At 60.1% G+C, this 17,344-nt stretch carries 14 protein-coding genes; 6 read left to right on the top strand and 8 right to left on the bottom strand.

Annotation, left to right across the window (positions count from 1 at the left end; all coding sequences use genetic code 11):
* Nucleotide 1: 1 nt before the first annotated feature.
* Complete coding sequence (locus HX790_RS02255) at nucleotides 2-3,637, top strand: transporter substrate-binding domain-containing protein (RefSeq protein WP_099549064.1); 3,636 nt, start codon at nucleotides 2-4, stop codon at nucleotides 3,635-3,637.
* A gap of 25 nt (nucleotides 3,638-3,662) precedes the next feature.
* Here HX790_RS02255 and HX790_RS02260 read toward each other — a convergent pair whose 3' ends face one another.
* Together HX790_RS02260 and HX790_RS02265 are read right to left on the bottom strand one after the other, a co-directional pair.
* Complete coding sequence (locus HX790_RS02260) at nucleotides 3,663-4,145, bottom strand: GAF domain-containing protein (RefSeq protein ID WP_176991184.1); 483 nt, start codon at nucleotides 4,143-4,145, stop codon at nucleotides 3,663-3,665.
* Entirely contained in the window at nucleotides 4,142-5,032 is an 891-nt protein-coding gene (locus HX790_RS02265; protein ID WP_017136173.1) for an ATP-binding protein, read from the bottom strand. The genes HX790_RS02260 and HX790_RS02265 overlap by 4 nt, the downstream gene beginning before the upstream one ends.
* 163 nt (nucleotides 5,033-5,195) lie before the next feature.
* Between HX790_RS02265 and HX790_RS02270 the strand changes: the two genes are divergently transcribed.
* A complete protein-coding gene (locus HX790_RS02270; protein WP_176991185.1) occupies nucleotides 5,196-7,505 on the top strand; it encodes a response regulator in 2,310 nt (769 codons plus the stop codon).
* Here HX790_RS02270 and HX790_RS02275 read toward each other — a convergent pair.
* From HX790_RS02275 to msrB, 3 genes are all read right to left on the bottom strand, one after another.
* Nucleotides 7,459-7,950: a MarR family winged helix-turn-helix transcriptional regulator gene (locus HX790_RS02275; RefSeq protein ID WP_017136171.1), complete on the bottom strand. Its 492-nt coding sequence runs from the start codon at nucleotides 7,948-7,950 to the stop codon at nucleotides 7,459-7,461. The genes HX790_RS02270 and HX790_RS02275 overlap by 47 nt on opposite strands.
* Nucleotides 7,947-8,432, bottom strand: a complete 486-nt coding sequence (locus HX790_RS02280; protein WP_017136170.1) for a glutathione peroxidase — start codon at nucleotides 8,430-8,432, stop codon at nucleotides 7,947-7,949. The genes HX790_RS02275 and HX790_RS02280 overlap by 4 nt, the downstream gene beginning before the upstream one ends.
* A 206-nt stretch (nucleotides 8,433-8,638) precedes the next feature.
* Nucleotides 8,639-9,031: a peptide-methionine (R)-S-oxide reductase MsrB gene (gene msrB, locus HX790_RS02285; protein WP_017136169.1), complete on the bottom strand. Its 393-nt coding sequence runs from the start codon at nucleotides 9,029-9,031 to the stop codon at nucleotides 8,639-8,641.
* A 202-nt stretch (nucleotides 9,032-9,233) separates the two neighbouring features.
* On the opposite strand from msrB, the gene HX790_RS02290 reads away from it, so the two are divergent.
* On the top strand, nucleotides 9,234-10,445 hold the full coding sequence (locus tag HX790_RS02290; RefSeq protein ID WP_017136168.1) for a pyridoxal phosphate-dependent aminotransferase: 1,212 nt from the start codon (nucleotides 9,234-9,236) through the stop codon (nucleotides 10,443-10,445).
* Nucleotides 10,446-10,750: 305 nt separating this feature from the next.
* Nucleotides 10,751-11,638, top strand: a complete 888-nt coding sequence (gene htpX / locus HX790_RS02295) for a protease HtpX (RefSeq protein WP_017136167.1) — start codon at nucleotides 10,751-10,753, stop codon at nucleotides 11,636-11,638.
* 134 nt (nucleotides 11,639-11,772) lie between these two features.
* On the opposite strand, the gene HX790_RS02300 is transcribed toward htpX, so the two are convergent.
* Entirely contained in the window at nucleotides 11,773-12,429 is a 657-nt protein-coding gene (locus tag HX790_RS02300; RefSeq protein ID WP_176991186.1) for a thiopurine S-methyltransferase, read from the bottom strand.
* 103 nt (nucleotides 12,430-12,532) lie between these two features.
* Between HX790_RS02300 and HX790_RS02305 the strand changes: the two genes are divergently transcribed.
* Nucleotides 12,533-13,300 carry a class III extradiol ring-cleavage dioxygenase gene (locus tag HX790_RS02305; RefSeq protein ID WP_138451885.1) on the top strand — a complete coding sequence of 256 codons (768 nt, stop codon included), beginning with the start codon at nucleotides 12,533-12,535 and terminating at the stop codon, nucleotides 13,298-13,300.
* A 197-nt stretch (nucleotides 13,301-13,497) separates the two neighbouring features.
* Here the strand turns inward: HX790_RS02305 and HX790_RS02310 are convergent, their stop codons facing one another.
* The gene (locus HX790_RS02310; RefSeq protein WP_017136163.1) at nucleotides 13,498-15,171 is read right to left on the bottom strand and encodes a DEAD/DEAH box helicase; all 1,674 of its coding nucleotides are present in this window, start codon (nucleotides 15,169-15,171) and stop codon (nucleotides 13,498-13,500) included.
* 424 nt (nucleotides 15,172-15,595) lie between these two features.
* Between HX790_RS02310 and HX790_RS02315 the strand changes: the two genes are divergently transcribed.
* Nucleotides 15,596-16,387, top strand: a complete 792-nt coding sequence (locus tag HX790_RS02315; RefSeq protein ID WP_017136162.1) for a crotonase/enoyl-CoA hydratase family protein — start codon at nucleotides 15,596-15,598, stop codon at nucleotides 16,385-16,387.
* Nucleotides 16,388-16,507: 120 nt separating this feature from the next.
* Here HX790_RS02315 and HX790_RS02320 read toward each other — a convergent pair whose 3' ends face one another.
* A complete protein-coding gene (locus tag HX790_RS02320) occupies nucleotides 16,508-17,263 on the bottom strand; it encodes a spermidine synthase (RefSeq protein ID WP_017136161.1) in 756 nt (251 codons plus the stop codon).
* Nucleotides 17,264-17,344: the final 81 nt, after the last annotated feature.

Raw genomic sequence — 17,344 nt, forward strand, 5'->3', positions numbered from 1 at the left:
GATGCCAAGGCGTATAAAGGACTATCTGATTATATTATTGGCCGGCCTGTGCTTGAGCACTACCGTGCCCGCGGCCCCTCAAATCGGACCGGAACACTTCACCTTATTGAGCCGCGCGGGTACCGTTCAACTCGATATTCAGCTGGATAAGACCCAGCGCCAGTGGCTAATGTACAAACGTGAGCTGGTACTGGGCACCTCGGCACCCGACTATCCGCCCTTCGACCTCACCTCCAGCGGTCGCGACTATGAAGGCCTGACCGCCGATTACGCAGGGCTGCTGGCCAAAGCCATGGCTCTGCCCGTCAAGGTATTGCGTTATCCGACACGAGACGCCGCGATCCATGCGCTGGAAACCGGGGAAATCGACCTGCTGGGCTCATCCAATGGCTTTGAGGCCGCCAACCCGAAACTCATCCTGTCGCAGCCGTATGCGGTGGACCAGCCCGTACTGGTGACCCGCGAAGGTGAAACGCGCAGTTTAAGCGATGGCCTGGCTGGCCTGCGCTTGAGCCTTGTTTATCACTACCTGCCGCTGAACGAAGTGGAAAAGTTATACCCGCAGGCGGATATCCGCGCCTTTCCTTCCTATCAAAACGCGCTCAATGCCGTGGCGTTCGATCAGGCGGACGTGTTTCTGGGGGACACTATTTCCACCCATTACATGATCAACAAGGGCTACCTCAAAAATATCCACATGGCCAACTTCGGCAAGCATGAAGCCTATGGGTTCAGCTTCGCCTTGCGTCACGATCAGGAGGTTCTACAGAGCATCGTCGACGCGGTGCTGACGGCCGTCCCCGTTAATGAACGAGACAGCATTGCCAAGCGCTGGAGCGCCGGCAGCGACATCTTGCTGACCGACAAGAAACTGCAACTGACCCAGCGTGAAGAGCGCTGGCTCAAAGATCACCCGGTGGTAAAAGTCGTGGTCAATGAGACGTTCGCGCCGCTGACGTTCTTCGATGCCGACGGCAACTTTCGCGGTATTACCGCCGACCTGCTGGAACTGATCCGCCTGCGCACCGGCCTGCGTTTTGAAATACAGCGCAGTCGCGAAGTCAGCACGATGATCGAGCAGCTCACCACGGGTAAAGCCGATATCATCGGGGCCATCGTCCCCAGCACCGAACGCGAGGTTCAGCTCAGCTTCAGCCGCCCGTACCTGGAAAACTCCTACGTCCTGCTGACCCGCAAGGAGCCCGACGCGGCCACAAACCTGGAGCAGATGGCAGGCAAGCGCCTGGCAATCACCCTCGGTAACCCCCTGGAAAAAACCTTGCAAGAGAACTTCCCACAGATTCGCCTGGTGGAAGTCAGCGATACCTTCAAGGCCTCGGAAATGCTGGCTCAGGGAAGCGTGGACGGGGCAGTGAACTCACTGGTCATCGCCAACTATTTCCTGGCCTCCCAGGTGTTCCAGGACAAACTGCAGATCAGCGCCAGCATTGGCACGCTGCCCGCCACCTTCGCCCTGGCCACGCCGCGCGGTGCCGTCGAACTGAGCTCAATCCTGGACAAGGCGCTGCTGAGCATTGCCCCGGACGAAATGGGCGTGATCAACAGCCGCTGGCGCGGTTACACGCCAGCCTCGGACAGTTACTGGCGCAATTACCACCAACTGATTGCGCAAATCATCATTGGCACCGGGTTGCTGCTGCTGATTTCCCTGACCTGGAACGCCTACATGCGCCGCCAGATCAAGCACCGCAAAATGGCCGAGCGCGCCCTCAATGACCAGTTCGAGTTCATGCGCGCACTGGTCAATGAAACACCGCACCCAATCTATGTGCGTGATCGCAAGGGCCTGTTGCAGACCTGCAATGACAGCTACCTGCAAGTGTTCGGGGTCAAACGCGAAGAGGTCATCGGCAAGAGTGTGGTGCAAATGGACATGGCCCTGGCGCCTGAAGCCGCGCAGTACCATGCCGACTACCAACGGGTGGTGGTGGAAGGCACTCCGCTGATCCTTGATCGCACCCTGCACATTCACGGCAAAAAACTCACGATCTACCACTGGATCCTGCCCTATCGCGACTCGGACGGCGAAGTCCAGGGCATCATCGGTGGCTGGATCGATATCAGTGACCGGCGCCAACTGTTCGACGAGTTGCGCACTGCCAAGGAACGCGCCGACGAGGCGAACCGCGCCAAAAGCACCTTCCTCGCCACCATGAGCCATGAAATCCGCACGCCGATGAATGCCGTGATCGGGATGCTGGAACTGACGCTCAAGCGCGCCGATCAGGGCCATCTCGACCGTCCGGCTATCGAAGTGGCCTACAACTCGGCCAAGGACCTGCTGGAGCTGATCGGCGATATCCTCGACATTGCACGTATCGAATCCGGCCGCCTGAGCCTGGCTCCCGAGCGCGTGAACCTGCGCGAAGTGATCGAATCGGTGGTGCGCGTCTTCGATGGTCTGGCCCGCCAGAAAACCCTCAGCCTGTTACTCGAATTCGACCCCAACCTCGACAACACCGCCGTGCTGATAGACCCGCTGCGCTTCAAGCAGGTGCTGTCCAACCTGGTCAGCAACGCGATCAAGTTCACCGAGCGCGGGCAGGTGAAGATCAAGGTGCAGGTGCAAGCCACCGAGCAGCCCCAAGAGGTGCAGATGAAGCTGGTAGTCGAGGACACAGGCATCGGCATCAGCCGGGACGACCAATTGCGCCTGTTCGAACCCTTTGCCCAGGCGGACAACTCCGGGCACCTGGCCAGGAGCGGAGCGGGCCTGGGGCTGGTGATCTGTCGCAGCCTGTGCGAGATGATGGGTGGGCAACTGAGCCTGAGCAGCGTGCCAATGGTGGGCACTCAAGTGCAGGTCAGCCTGAAGATGACCTGCCTCAAGCCCATTGAAGCGCTGGACGAGCTCAAGTCTCAGGCGCCGACAGCCGCGGCGGTGCTCAATGTGCTGGTAGTGGACGACCACCCGGCGAACCGTTTGCTGATGTGCCAGCAATTAGGTTACCTCGGGCACCAGTTCACGGCAGCCCAACATGGCGCCGCAGGGTTTCAGGCCTGGCGCCAGGAGCACTTCGACCTGGTGATTGCCGATTGCAACATGCCCATCATGAATGGCTATGAGCTGAGCCGTTCGATCCGTGAATACGAGCAGCGAGAACAGCAGGTGCCCTGCGTGATCCTCGGTTTCACCGCCAATGCCCAACCCGAGGAGAAACTTCGCTGTGCGCAGGCGGGCATGAATGACTGCCTGTTCAAGCCCATCAGCCTCACTGCACTGGAGCAGCAACTGGCGCAGATCAAACCCCGATCCAGCGGCCAGCGGCTGGAACTCGATTGCCTGGACGCACTGACCGGAGGCGACCCGCAGTTGAGCCAGCGTTTGCTTGCGCAACTGTTAAGCAGCAGCCGTCAGGACCGCGAGGACCTGGTGGCCTTGATGGCCCGCCAGGCAGCGCCCCAGGCGATCATTGAGCAAGCCCACAAGATCAAGGGCGCCGCGCGCATCGTCCAGGCAAGTGCATTGGCCGCGCAATGCGAAGCACTGGAGCTGGCCTGCGCCCGCAACGAGGAGCGCCCCACGATAGACATGGGGGTCAAGGCCCTGGAAAAACTCATGCTGGAGCTTGAGAGGACGCTGCAAGTACAGCTCCATAAGCTGGACAGCCAATAACGGCGGCCGACCCTCTCCTGCGGGATCAGCAGTCGGTCAACCGCAGGAAAATCGCCGCCAACTGCTCGATGCCCGCCTGGTCCTGCGCGGTAAAACGGGCCAGCGACGGGCTGTCCAGATCCAGGACACCCACCAGTAGGTCATCCTTGACCAAGGGCACCACCAGTTCGCTGTTGGAGGCACTGTCACAGGCAATATGGCCTGGGAACGCATGCACATCTTCTACCCGCTGGGTTTGCCGGGATGCCGCCGCCGCACCGCAGACGCCACGACCGAAGGGAATACGCACGCAAGCGATCTGGCCCTGGAACGGGCCAAGCACCAGTTCTTCATTGCGATTGAGGTAGAAGCCCGCCCAGTTCAAGTCGTCCAACTGGTTGAACAGGAACGCCGAGAACTGCGCACTGTTGGCGATAAAGTCACGCTCATCGGCGAGCAGCGATTCCAGCTGCGCGCAGAGCATGGCGTAGCCATCCAGGCCGGTGCCGGCCTGTTGTAAATCGATCATGGTTGACGCTCCAACAACTTGAGACCCACCCAGTAACGGGCGAATTGATACGCGCAACGGCCGTTGCGGTTGCCACGCCCGGTGGCCCAGCGCACGGCCAGGATGTCGAGGGCTTCATCACGCTGCCACTGCAAGCCAGCCTTGCTGGCCAGTTCGCCGATCCAGTGTTCGACCACATCCAGGAAGTGTTCCTGGCTGAACGGATAGAACGACAGCCACAGGCCAAAACGGTCGGACAAGGCGATCTTGTCTTCCACCGCCTCGCTGGGGTGCAACTCACCGTCCACGCGCTTCCAATTGTCGTTGTCGCTCTGGTTTTCCGGCACCAGGTGACGACGGTTGGAGGTGGCATACAGCAACACATTTTCCGGCGCTTGCTCAAGGGAGCCGTCCAGTACGCTTTTGAGTACGCGATAATCGCCCTCACCCGCTTCGAAAGACAGGTCGTCACAGAACAGGATGAACCGTTGCGGCAGCTTGAGCAGTTGCTCGACCACGCGCGGCAGGTCAGCCAGGTGATCGCGCTCGATTTCAATCAGGCGCAAACCGGCCTTGGCATGCTGGGCCAGCAAAGCACGCACCATGGAGGATTTGCCGGTGCCGCGCGAGCCCCACAGCAACGCATGGTTGGCGGGCAGGCCATCGAGAAATTGCTGAGTGTTGCGAGCCAGTTGCTCACGTTGCTTGTCCACGCCGATAAGGTCGGACAGGCGCATGTCCAGGCTCACTTCAAGCGGGAGCAAAAAGCCAGTACGGCCTTCGCGCTGCCAACGGGCGGCGAGGCAGTTATTCCAATCGATGGCTTGGCGCGGTGCAGGTAACAGCGGTTCCAGGCGCGCAAGGACCGCATCGGCCCGCTCAAGAAAGGCATTCAATCGAGAATCCACGATTATTCCTCTGGCAAGTTCTTGCAAAAGATGGCGTATTGGCAACCCTGTGGCAGACCCCACGAGGCTGCGTATAAAACGATTCATGCCGGCCAAGCCAAAGCCTGTGGATGTTCAGCTATGCTTGCCGGGCGAAGGGAAACGTGAAGTGGTTCAACACCCGATGGATATCAAGTTCGCCCACCGCTTGTCTTATAAACAAGCTCGATTGACTGTGCTGGTCGGTTTCGTCTTGGGAACCTTGCTCAGCCTGATCCAAATCGGCATTGATTATGCCAGCGAAGACGCCTCGATCAACCGTGAAATACGCTCACTGATCGAAATCAGCCATAACCCTGCCTCACGTATCGCCTACAACATTGATGCCGAACTTGCCCAGGAACTGACCCTGGGCCTGTTGCACTCGCCGGCCATCACCCACGCGCAACTGGTCGATAACAATGGCGTGGTACTGGCCGACGTGAACCGGCCGCGCAAAGAGAACGCCTACCGGCCCATCAGTGACTTCCTGTTTGGCGCCAACCGCTTGTTTGAAGATCGACTGTTCCTGAGCCACATGCCCGAGGATTCCCTCGGCGTGCTGCGCCTGGACGTCGACACCTACGCCTTTGGCAGCCGTTTCCTGCACCGCGCCGAGATAACCTTGCTCAACGGGTTCGCCCGCAGCCTGCTGCTGACAGGCATTCTGCTGGGCCTGTTCTACGTGATGCTGACTCAGCCACTGGTGCGCATCATCCGTGCCTTGAGCACCAGCAAGCAGGCCCGCCTGGATTGCCCGCCAGGTCACGAAAACGATGAAATCGGCGTGCTGGTGAACGTCGCCAACCAGCAATTCGAAAACATGCAGACCGAAATCCAGCAACGGCGCCATGCCGAGGACCGCCTCACCGAGTACCTGGGCCAACTGGAAGATATCGTCTCGGCACGCACTCTGGAGCTTAAGGCCAGCAACCAGCGCTTGAGCCAATCCAACGATGAACTCGAAGCCGCCAAATTGACCGCCCTGGCCATGGCCCAGGCGCGCGCCGCGTTCCTGGCCAATATGAGCCATGAGATCCGCACGCCGCTCAATGGCTTGCTGGGCATGATCGCGCTGTCGCTCGACAGCCCGCTGAACACCGAACAACGCCAGCAACTGTCCATCGCCCACGATTCGGGCAAGGTGCTGGTGGAACTGCTCAACGATATCCTCGACCTGTCGAAATTCGACGCCGGCCAGTTGGAGCTCGAACGCATCCCGTTCGACCTCGGCTCATTGGTGGAAGACACCGCCAACCTGCTGTCGCAGAACGCGGCGCCGAGTGTCGAGTTGACCTGCCTGATCGACCCGCTGTTTCCTGCGCAGGTGATTGGCGACCCGACACGGGTGCGGCAAATCGTCAGCAACCTGCTTTCCAATGCCTTGAAGTTCACCCGCTTCGGGCGTGTGGACGTGCGCCTCAGTGCCGAGGATGGCCGGGTAAAAATCGAAGTCTGTGACACCGGCATCGGCATTGCCCAGGAAGCGCAGGTGAAAATATTCCAGCCGTTTACCCAGGCCGGTGCGGGTATCACACGCCAGTTCGGCGGCACCGGGCTGGGGCTGGCGTTGACGCATAACCTGTGTGAAGCGATGAAGGGCCGCTTGAGCATCAGCTCGGAAGTCGGTTTTGGCAGCCAGTTCTGCGCCGACCTGCCGCTGCCCACACATTTGCCGGCCGCACGACAAGCGCCGCTGTTGGGCGAAGTCATCGCCATCACCAACACCGGGAGTGGCCTGGCGGAATTGCTCGGCACCTTGCTGCCGGCTTGGGGGCTGGCGCTGCGCTGTTACTCCCAGGATGACGACCTGACCGGGCTGGCCCCCGACCTGCTGATCACCGATTGCCCGGAGTGCCTGTTCCGCCTGCGCCCAGGCATCAGCGCGCCGATCCTGCTGGTGACGGCCTATGGCAACTTCATGCCCAGCGAAGAAGTCGCGGCTCTGATGCCGCTGCAGCAACAGGCACGCCCGTTGAGCCGCAACGCGCTGTATCAGATTCTGCAGCGCAACCTGCGCAGCGAGGCGCAACTGATCCTCGACCCTGTCCAGATGGAAGCCGTGCCCCTGGCACATCGCGCGCGCATCCTGCTGGTGGAGGACAACCCGGTCAATCAATTGGTAGCCAAGGGCATGCTCAGCAAGCTCGGCTGCGAAGTGATTGTGGCTGCCCATGGCGGCGAGGCGCTCAAGTTGCTGGAGGAGCAGCGCTTCGACATGGTGTTGATGGACTGCAATATGCCGGTGATGGACGGCTACGAGGCCAGCCGGCAGATTCGCCGCAGCGGGCGCTGGCCGGAGCTGCCTATCGTCGCCCTGACCGCCAACGCCCTGGCGGAAGAACGCGAGCGCTGCCGGGCGGCGGGAATGGATGACTACCTGGCCAAACCGTTTCGTCGCGAAGAGCTCAAAGCCCTGCTGGACCTGTGGGTGCCGAACTCGACAAGTTTTTGATCTGCGCCAGCAGCTCGTCCAGACCATTGCGCAACACGTCGGCCTGGTTCAGGTCCACACCGCTGTCGCACAGCAGCCGGGTTTTCAGGGCATGGGCCTGGTCGCGCAACTGTACGCCCGCGGGGCTCAGGCTCAGATGCACCTCGCGCTCATCCAGCGCGCTGCGCCGGCGCTGCACCAGCGCCAGCTGTTCCAGGCGCTTAAGCAGCGGCGTCAGCGTGCCAGAGTCCAGCATCAGGCGCTCGCCCAGGGCCTTGACCGTGGGTTGCGTTGGGGTCGCGCAGTGCCATTCCCACAACACCAGCATCGCCAGGTATTGCGGGTAGGTCAGGCCCAACTGATCGAGCATGGGCTTGTAAGCCCGCGTCACCGCTCGGGACGCGGCATAGAGCTTGAAACACAGCTGGTCGTCCAGCGCCAGGGACACGCGGGGCAAGTCGGTCATTTGAGCAGGGCTTCAATCTCTTGGGTCAGGGCTTCGGGCTTGGTGGTCGGGGCAAAACGCTTGACCACCTTGCCATCACGGCCGATCAGAAATTTGGTGAAGTTCCACTTGATACCTTTGGAGCCCAGCATCCCCGGCGCTTGTTTTTTAAGTTGCACGAACAGTGGGTGGGCGTCGCTGCCATTCACGTCGATCTTCTTGAACAGCGGGAAGCTGACGCCGAAGTTCAGCTCGCAGAACTCGGAAATCGCCCCTTCGTTGCCTGGCTCCTGTTTGCCGAACTGATTGCAGGGAAAGCCCAGCACCACCAGACCCTGGTCCTTGTACTGCTGCCAAACCTGCTCCAGGCCTTTGTATTGTGGGGTGAAACCACATTTGCTGGCAGTGTTGACCACCAAAATGGCCTTGCCGGCAAAATCGGCCAAGGTCTTTTGCTCACCCTTGATGGTGGTGCACGGGATGCTCAGCAGGTTGTCGCTCATGGCAGCGCCTCGGATACGGATAAAGAGCTATAAAGGTAGTAGGCAATTCAATTGCGTGCAATTTAATTGACCGCAGTGATGCCTGCACATAGATCGTTCCCACGCTCCGCGTGGGAATGCAGCCCAGAACGCTCTGCGTTCGCTTCTAAAGTCGTGACGCGGAGCGTCACAGGAGGCGTTCCCACGCGGAGCGTGGGAACGATCAGTCAGCGTGGAACGAGGTCCAGGCACACCGAGTTGATGCAGTAACGCAGGCCGGTGGGCGGCGGACCGTCCGGGAACACATGCCCCAGGTGCGCGTCGCACTTGGCACAGGTGACTTCGGTGCGGATCATGCCGTGGCTGATGTCACGGATCTCGATCATCGCGCTGTCGGCAATCGGCGCGTAGAAACTCGGCCAGCCGCAGCCGGAATCAAACTTGGTGGTGGAATCGAACAGCGGCTCATTGCAGCAAATGCAGTGGTACACGCCATCAGTCTTGGTGGCATTGTATTTGCCGCTGAAAGGTCGCTCGGTGCCTTTGAGACGGCACACGTTGTACTGCTCCGGATCGAGCATCGCCTTCCATTCTTCAACGGTTTTCTGCAACTTATCCATCGATACACCTCGGCAACTGAAAAACCCTGATCTGTGTCTTTTCCATGGATCAGGCGGCACGTATGATTGCGCCTCTTCAAAACGCCAGTCTGGCACCCGCGCTACCGGCATTCAAACGTATTTATGGGTGCGAGCCCCGCAGGTTTCGCAGTACGGTAGTGTCCACGCCGTCTGGATCGTTCATTTTCAGGATCACATCGCCATGCAGGTCAGCAAATCGAACAAGCTCGCCAACGTCTGCTACGACATTCGCGGCCCAGTGCTCAAGCACGCCAAACGCCTGGAAGAGGAAGGCCATCGCATCCTCAAGCTGAACATTGGCAACCCGGCGCCTTTTGGTTTCGAAGCGCCGGACGAAATCCTCCAGGACGTGATCCGCAACCTGCCGACAGCCCAGGGCTACAGCGACTCCAAGGGCCTGTTCAGCGCGCGTAAAGCCGTGATGCAGTACTACCAACAAAAGCAGGTCGAAGGTGTCGGCATCGAAGACATCTACCTGGGTAATGGCGTGTCCGAGCTGATCGTGATGTCCATGCAGGCCTTGCTCAACAATGGCGATGAAGTGCTGGTGCCGGCGCCCGACTACCCGCTGTGGACCGCTGCCGTGACCCTCGCCGGCGGCCACCCGGTGCACTACCTGTGCGATGAAGGCGCGGACTGGTTCCCGGACCTGGCCGACATCAAGGCCAAGATCACCCCGAACACCAAGGCCCTGGTGATCATCAACCCGAACAACCCCACCGGCGCCGTGTATTCCAAAGAAGTGTTGCTGGGCATGCTCGAACTGGCGCGCCAGCACAACCTGGTGGTGTTCTCCGACGAGATCTACGACAAGATTCTCTACGACGACGCCGTGCACATCTGCACCGGCTCCCTGGCACCGGACCTGCTGTGCCTGACCTTCAATGGCCTGTCCAAGTCCTACCGGGTGGCGGGTTTCCGCTCCGGCTGGATCGCCATCTCGGGCCCCAAGCACAATGCCCAGAGCTACATCGAAGGCATCGACATGCTCGCCAATATGCGCCTGTGCGCCAACGTGCCGAGCCAACATGCGATCCAAACCGCTCTCGGCGGCTACCAGAGCATCAACGACCTGGTCTTGCCCCAGGGCCGTCTATTGGAGCAACGCAACCGCACCTGGGAACTGCTCAACGCGATCCCGGGCGTCAGCTGCGTGAAACCCATGGGCGCGTTGTATGCCTTCCCACGCATCGACCCGAAAGTCTGCCCGATCCTCAACGACGAGAAATTCGTGCTCGACCTGCTGCTGTCGGAAAAGCTGCTGGTGGTGCAGGGAACGGCGTTCAACTGGCCGTGGCCGGATCACTTCCGCGTGGTGACCTTGCCGCGTGTGGATGACCTGGACATGGCCATTGGTCGCATCGGCAACTTCCTCAAGTCCTATCGCCAGTAACCTAAAAGTCGCGGTACGACCGCCATTCGGTCGTACAGCGAGTATCTGGCAACACTTCTCTAGCCTGCCTTCCCTCCTCGCTCGCCGCTGCACACCACGCACCGGTCAACCCCTTGTAATTACAGGGCGCCAAGCCATGAGCGGGGTGATCACCCGTCACTTTCCAGGTCAGAAATTCCCTTCAAGGCTCTACATTGATGCTGTAGGACACAGTTTGAAATAGTCGCTCGGTTGAATCACCTTAGGCCGCACCTTATATACCCCGCAGTACGCGACATATTAAGCATGAGGAGAACTCTACAACCATGATGCGCATCCTGCTGTTCTTGGCCACTAACCTGGCGGTCGTGCTGATTGCCAGCATCACCCTGAGCCTTTTCGGCTTCAACGGGTTCATGGCGGCCAACGGGGTTGATCTGAACCTCAATCAGCTGCTGGTTTTCTGTGCGGTCTTTGGTTTTGCCGGCTCGCTGTTTTCGCTGTTCATCTCCAAATGGATGGCGAAGATGAGCACCAGCACCCAGGTCATCACCCAGCCACGCACCCGGCATGAACAATGGTTGCTGCAAACCGTTGAGCAACTGTCCCGCGAGGCCGGCATCAAGATGCCTGAGGTCGGGATCTTCCCCGCCTATGAAGCCAACGCCTTCGCCACCGGCTGGAACAAGAACGACGCGCTCGTTGCGGTGAGCCAGGGCATGCTCGAACGCTTCTCCTACGACGAAGTGAAGGCCGTGCTGGCCCACGAGATCGGCCACGTAGCCAATGGCGACATGGTCACCCTGGCGCTGGTACAAGGCGTGGTGAACACCTTCGTGATGTTCTTCGCACGGATCATCGGCAACTTTGTCGACAAGGTGATCTTCAAGAACGAAGAAGGCCGTGGTATCGCTTACTTCGTGGCGACCATCTTTGCTGAAGTGGTGCTGGGCTTCCTGGCCAGTGCGATCACCATGTGGTTCTCACGCAAACGCGAGTTCCGCGCAGACGAAGCCGGCGCCCGCCTGGCCGGCACCGGTGCAATGATCGCAGCGCTGCAACACCTGCGCTCCGAACAGGGCCTGCCGGTACACATGCCCGACAGCCTGACCGCGTTTGGCATCAACGGTGGCATCAAGCAAGGCTTTGCCCGCTTCTTCATGAGCCACCCGCCACTGGAGGAGCGTATCGACGCGCTGCGTCGTCGGGGCTGATGCGACACAGAAAGGGGCGATTTGATCGCCCCTTTTTTGTAGGTGCTGATAACGCCATCGCGGGCAAGCCCGGCTCCCACATTGGAACGCATTCACTGTGGGAGCTGGGCTTGCCCGCGATGGCGATGCAATAGTCAACGCAGAGTCAGTTGATACACACGCTCCTCCAGCCGCGTAACGCCGTCCTGCACAAACTTCCAGCTCTCGCCCAGGATGTCTTGCTCTTCAAGTACAGTCAGGCTCCAACGCAAGCCCAGCAATACCCTGACTTCTTCGTCAGCCACCGCAAATGGCGGCCCAGCCTTCTGCGTCTGATCATAGTCCAGGGTGATCAGCAGCCCCTTGCAACCCGGACGCAGAAGCGTATTGAGGTGCTCAGCGTATTGCGCCCGCATCAGTGGCGGCAGAGCGATCAACGCCGCGCGATCATAGAGTGCAGTGCAATCGCTCACCGCCTCGGCGTCGACAGCGAAGAAGTCGCCGCACCACACCTCGATCAAGCCGGACGCATACACCTTGAACGCGCCTTGCTGGCGGATATGCGGCGTCAACGATTGCTCATTGAAGAAGGCTTCAACCGCCTGCTCCGACAATTCCACGCCCATTACGCGATACCCATGGCTTTCGAGCCAGATCATATCCAGGCTCTTGCCACACAACGGCACCAGCACTTTTGCGCCAACCGGCAGTACCAGTTTCGGCCAATGCCGTTGCAGGTAAGGGTTGACGTCAGGCAGGTGAAAGCCAATCTGATTGCGCGCCCAGCGCTCTTGCCAAAACTTAGGCTCCATAAATCACCCTGAAAATTCGATCAAAAGGCGCTAAAACTTATATTAGATTTAGATCAATGATCTGATTGAAGATGGGCCTATGTTAACCCTCAGGACCCGACTTATGCTCCCCAGCCTGTTTATCTCCCACGGTTCGCCCATGCTCGCCCTGCAACCCGGTGCCAGTGGCCCGGCGCTGCGCCGTTTGGCGGCTGAACTGCCACGGCCAAAGGCGATTGTGGTGGTATCGGCGCACTGGGAAAGCGACCAATTACTCGTCACTGGCAGCGCCGCCCCGCAAACCTGGCACGACTTCGGTGGGTTCCCTCCCGAACTGTTTGCCGTGCAGTACCCGGCGCCGGGCAACCCGCAGCTGGCCGCGCAAATCGTCGGGCTGCTGCAAGCCGATGGCCTCGACGCGCAACTCGATGAACGCCGCCCCTTCGACCACGGCACCTGGGTGCCGCTGTCACTGATGTACCCGGCGGCGGATATTCCAGTGGTGCAGGTTTCCTTGCCTAGCCGCATGGGCCCGGCGTTGCAAACCCGAGTCGGGCATGCCCTGGCGAGCCTGCGCGAACAGGGTGTGCTGTTGATCGGCTCCGGCAGCATCACCCATAACCTGGGTGAGCTGAACTGGCGCGCCGGCCCTGAGAGCATCGAGCCGTGGGCGCGGGATTTTCGCGATTGGGTGGTGGATAAACTTGCCGCCAACGATGAAGCGGCCCTGCACGACTACCGCCGCCAGGCGCCGCATGCCGTGCGCAGCCATCCCAGCGATGAGCATTTGTTGCCGTTGTACTTTGCACGGGGCGCCGGAGGCGATTTCAGTGTGGCGCATCAGGGGTTCACCTTGGGCGCTCTGGGGATGGACATCTATCGTTTCGGCTAACAGAAATCTAAAGGTGGGAGCTGGCTTGCCTGCGATAGCGGTGGTTCAGTTAGCCTATTTGCCACTGATACACCGCTATCGCAGGCAAGCCAGCTCCCACATTTGATCGGGTGCTGATCCGAAAGAAATGCCAGGCATAAAAAATCCCCGAACCAGTCGGGGATTTTTTATCTGCGATCAATCAGCCCAAGGGCGGATCAATCTTCGCGGTAGCGACGCAGCTTCAGCTGCTTACCGGCAACGCGAGTGTCTTTGAGCTTGGCCAGCAGTTTTTCCAGGCCGTCTTCCGGCAGCTCCACCAGGGAGAAGCTGTCACGAACCTGGATGCGACCGATGGCTTCACGTGCCAGGCCACCCTCATTGAGGATAGCGCCCAGCAGGTTCTTGGCAGCGATGCCATCACGCGCGCCCAGCGCGGTACGGCAGCGAGCACGACCTTCAGCCAATGGAACCGGAGCGCGACGCTCACGATCACCACGGTCTGGACGGTCACCGGTACGCTCTGGACGATCACCGCGTGGCGCGTTGTTCGGTACCAGTGGGCGTTCTTTCTCGATCGCTGCCAGGGTCAGGGCCTGACCGTTGGTGGCTTTGCGCAGCAGAGCTGCAGCCAGGGCACGTGGGGTGCAACCGATATCGGCAGTCAGGCGGTCCAGCAGGTCGCCGTGGGTCGATTCAGCGTCAGCCACCAGCGGCGACAAGCTGTTGGTCAGTTTCTTGATGCGAGCATCGAGAACGGCCTGGGCATCCGGCAGGCGGACTTCGGCAACTTTCTGACCGGTTACACGCTCGATCACTTGCAGCATGCGGCGCTCACGCGGAGTCACCAGCAGCAGTGCACGACCTTCGCGACCCGCACGGCCGGTACGGCCGATACGGTGAACGTAGGACTCTGGATCGTAAGGCATGTCAACGTTGAACACGTGAGTGATACGTGGAACGTCGAGGCCACGGGCGGCAACGTCGGTCGCCACAACGATGTCCAGACGGCCATCCTTGAGGGAGTCGATCACGCGCTCACGTTGGTTCTGGGCAATGTCACCGTTCAGCGCAGCGGCTTTATAGCCTTTGGCTTCCAGGGCACTGGCCAGGTCCAGGGTCGCTTGCTTGGTGCGCACGAACATGATCAGGGCGTCGAAGTCTTCGACTTCCAGCAGGCTCAATACAGCCGAGGTCTTCTGGTCAGCGTGAACCAACAGGTGAGCCTGTTCGATCGCGGTAACGGTCTGAGTCTTGGTCTGGATCTTCACGTGTTGCGGATCGCGCAGGTGGCGTTCGGCAATGGCACGGATCGACTGTGGCAGGGTGGCCGAGAACAGTACGGTCTGACGGGTCGGTGGCAGTGCTTTAAAGATGACTTCCAGGTCATCCATGAAGCCCAGCTTCAACATTTCGTCAGCTTCGTCCAGAACCAGGTGGTTCACGGTCGACAGCACTTTCTCGTCACGACGCAGGTGGTCGCACAGACGGCCCGGCGTGGCGACAACGATCTGTGCGCCGTTACGGATTGCTTTAAGTTGTGGGCCCATAGGCGCGCCGCCGTAAACGGCCACAACGGTTACGCCTGGCATTTGCTTGGCGTAGGTTTCAAAAGCGGTTGCTACTTGCAGCGCCAACTCACGGGTTGGCGCCAGGATCAGGGCTTGCGGCTCGCGCTTGGCAGGATCGATGCAGTGCAGGATAGGCAGGGCGAACGCGGCGGTTTTACCGGTACCGGTTTGCGCCTGGCCAATCATGTCCTGGCCGGCCATGATGATCGGGATCGATTGCTGCTGAATAGCCGAAGGTTCTTCGTAGCCGGTCGCGATGACGGCAGCGAGAATGTTCGGGTTAAGATTAAAAGCGGCGAAGCCGCCGGTTTCCTGGGTCATGGGTCTGCCTCTAAGTGCATCCGCAAAGACCCATGCTCCAAAGCTGCGCATGCCGTGTTGAGACTCAAGAGTCGCCCTGGCTGCTTTGTCGGCGGGGATTTGCGAAAACGAATGAATGAAAAAGATTCGTCAAGGGAGAGTCCGCTGTGCGGACGTGCAGCCGAAGCTGACTTCGGGGAATTGCGCTACCTAAACGCGGCCCGGTTAAAGGCCGGCGCGCACTATACCGGAAATAGCTGAAAAAGGGAGCTTTTTTTATCCGAAAGTGCCGATATACCGCGCTGCGTCACCTTCTTTGCGTATACCCGCGCCAAGGTCTATTTTTCAAAGGCCCGGCCCTGTTGGTCACAACACTTAAACGGTTCACCTGCCCATTAAGGCCCACTGGTCTAAAACCCTACCCAAGCCCCCGAGGCCACCCCCGATGAATCAAGCCAGCAGCAGTCGCGTCAGCCGTGAATTACAGGGTCATGTCCTGCTGTTGGGGCTGGATCGAGTGGCCAAGCGCAACGCCTTTGACCTGGACCTGCTCAATGAGTTGAGCCTGGCCTATGGCGAATTTGATCGAAACGACGACGCTCGGGTGGCCGTGGTATTTGCCCACGGCGAGCATTTTACCGCCGGGCTGGACCTGGCCAATGTCAGTGGCGTGATGTCGGGAGGCTGGCAACCACCGTTGGGCGGCTGCGATCCGTGGGGCGTGTTTGCCGGCCCCCGCGTCAATAAACCGGTGATCGTCGCGGCCCAGGGTTACTGCCTGACCATCGGCATCGAATTGATGCTGGCGGCGGATATCAACCTCTGTGCCAGCAATACGCGCTTTGCGCAGATGGAAGTGCAGCGCGGGATTTTCCCGTTTGGCGGCGCGACCCTGCGCTTCCATCAGATCGCCGGCTGGGGCAACGCGATGCGCTGGCTGCTGACCGGCGATGAGTTCGACGCCCATGAGGCGCTGCGTCTGGGGCTGGTGCAGGAAGTGATGGCCAGTGAAGACCTGCTGCCGCGCGCCATCGAACTGGCCAGCCGCATTGCCCGCCAGGCACCGCTGGGCGTGCAGGCGACGTTGATGTCGGCGCGCCAGGCACGCATGGAAGGTGAAGCCGTGGCGGCGGCCGGGTTGCAGGTGGTGGTGGAGAAACTGTTGAACAGTGAAGATGCCAAAGAAGGTGTGCGGGCGATGGTTGAGAAGCGGCCGGGGGTGTTCAAGGGGATTTGAGTAGGCTGTGCGGGCCTCATCGCGGGCAAGCCCGCTCCCACAGGTGGAATGCATTTCAACCGGAAAATGCTATTCAACTGTGGGAGCCGGGCTTGCCCGCGATGGCGTCAGTACAGGCAACTAGGTCGCCGGCCGAATCGCCTTGATCAACGCCTGCAACGAATACCCCAACCGCGGCGCCAACGCCTCGGCGCGGTCCGACAACGCTGCCATATCCAGTTCCTGATCCAGCTCCGATGGCACCAGCAAAATCACATTGCCCTCCTTCACCGGCAGTTCCCAGTAATGCCGGTGATACAACCCGCGCAACAACGCCGCGCCCAATGGTTTACCGTCATCGGTCGCCCACTGGTTGATCACCAGCCAGCCACCCGGGTTGAGTTTTTTCTGGCAGTTTTCCAGAAAGGTCCAGGCCAGGTGCCCGACGCCTGGGCCAACATCCGTATACAAGTCGACGAAAATCAAGTCGGCCGACTCGGCGGTATCGAGCAATTGCAACGCGTCACCAATACGGATGTACAAGCGCGGGTCGTCATCCAGCCCCAGGTACTCGATGGCCAGGCGCGGCACATCCGGGCGCAGCTCGATGGCCTCGACGTCTTCCAGCGGCAGAAACTTGAGGCACGCCTGGGTCAGCGTACCGGCGCCCAGGCCGAGGAACAGCGCGCTTTCCGGTTGCTCATGGCACAACGCGCCAATCAACATCGCGCGGGTGTAGTCGTACTCCAGCCAGCTCGGGTCGGCGGTAAACACGCAGCTTTGCTCGATGGCATCGCCAAACTCGAGAAAACGGTAATCAGCCACTTCGAGCACACGAATCATGCCGAAATCATCATGGACTTCAGCCAGCAGGCGCTCGACACGCTCCTCGCTCATCACTACTCCTAAAGGGTTTACCGCACGGCAAAGGCGCGATTGTCGGCCAAGCGGCGGCAACAGGTCACGCACTAATTGCTG

Origin of the sequence: Pseudomonas sp. IPO3747 (assembly GCF_013385245.1) — a bacterium.
Classification (GTDB): Bacteria; Pseudomonadota; Gammaproteobacteria; order Pseudomonadales; family Pseudomonadaceae; genus Aquipseudomonas; species Aquipseudomonas edaphica.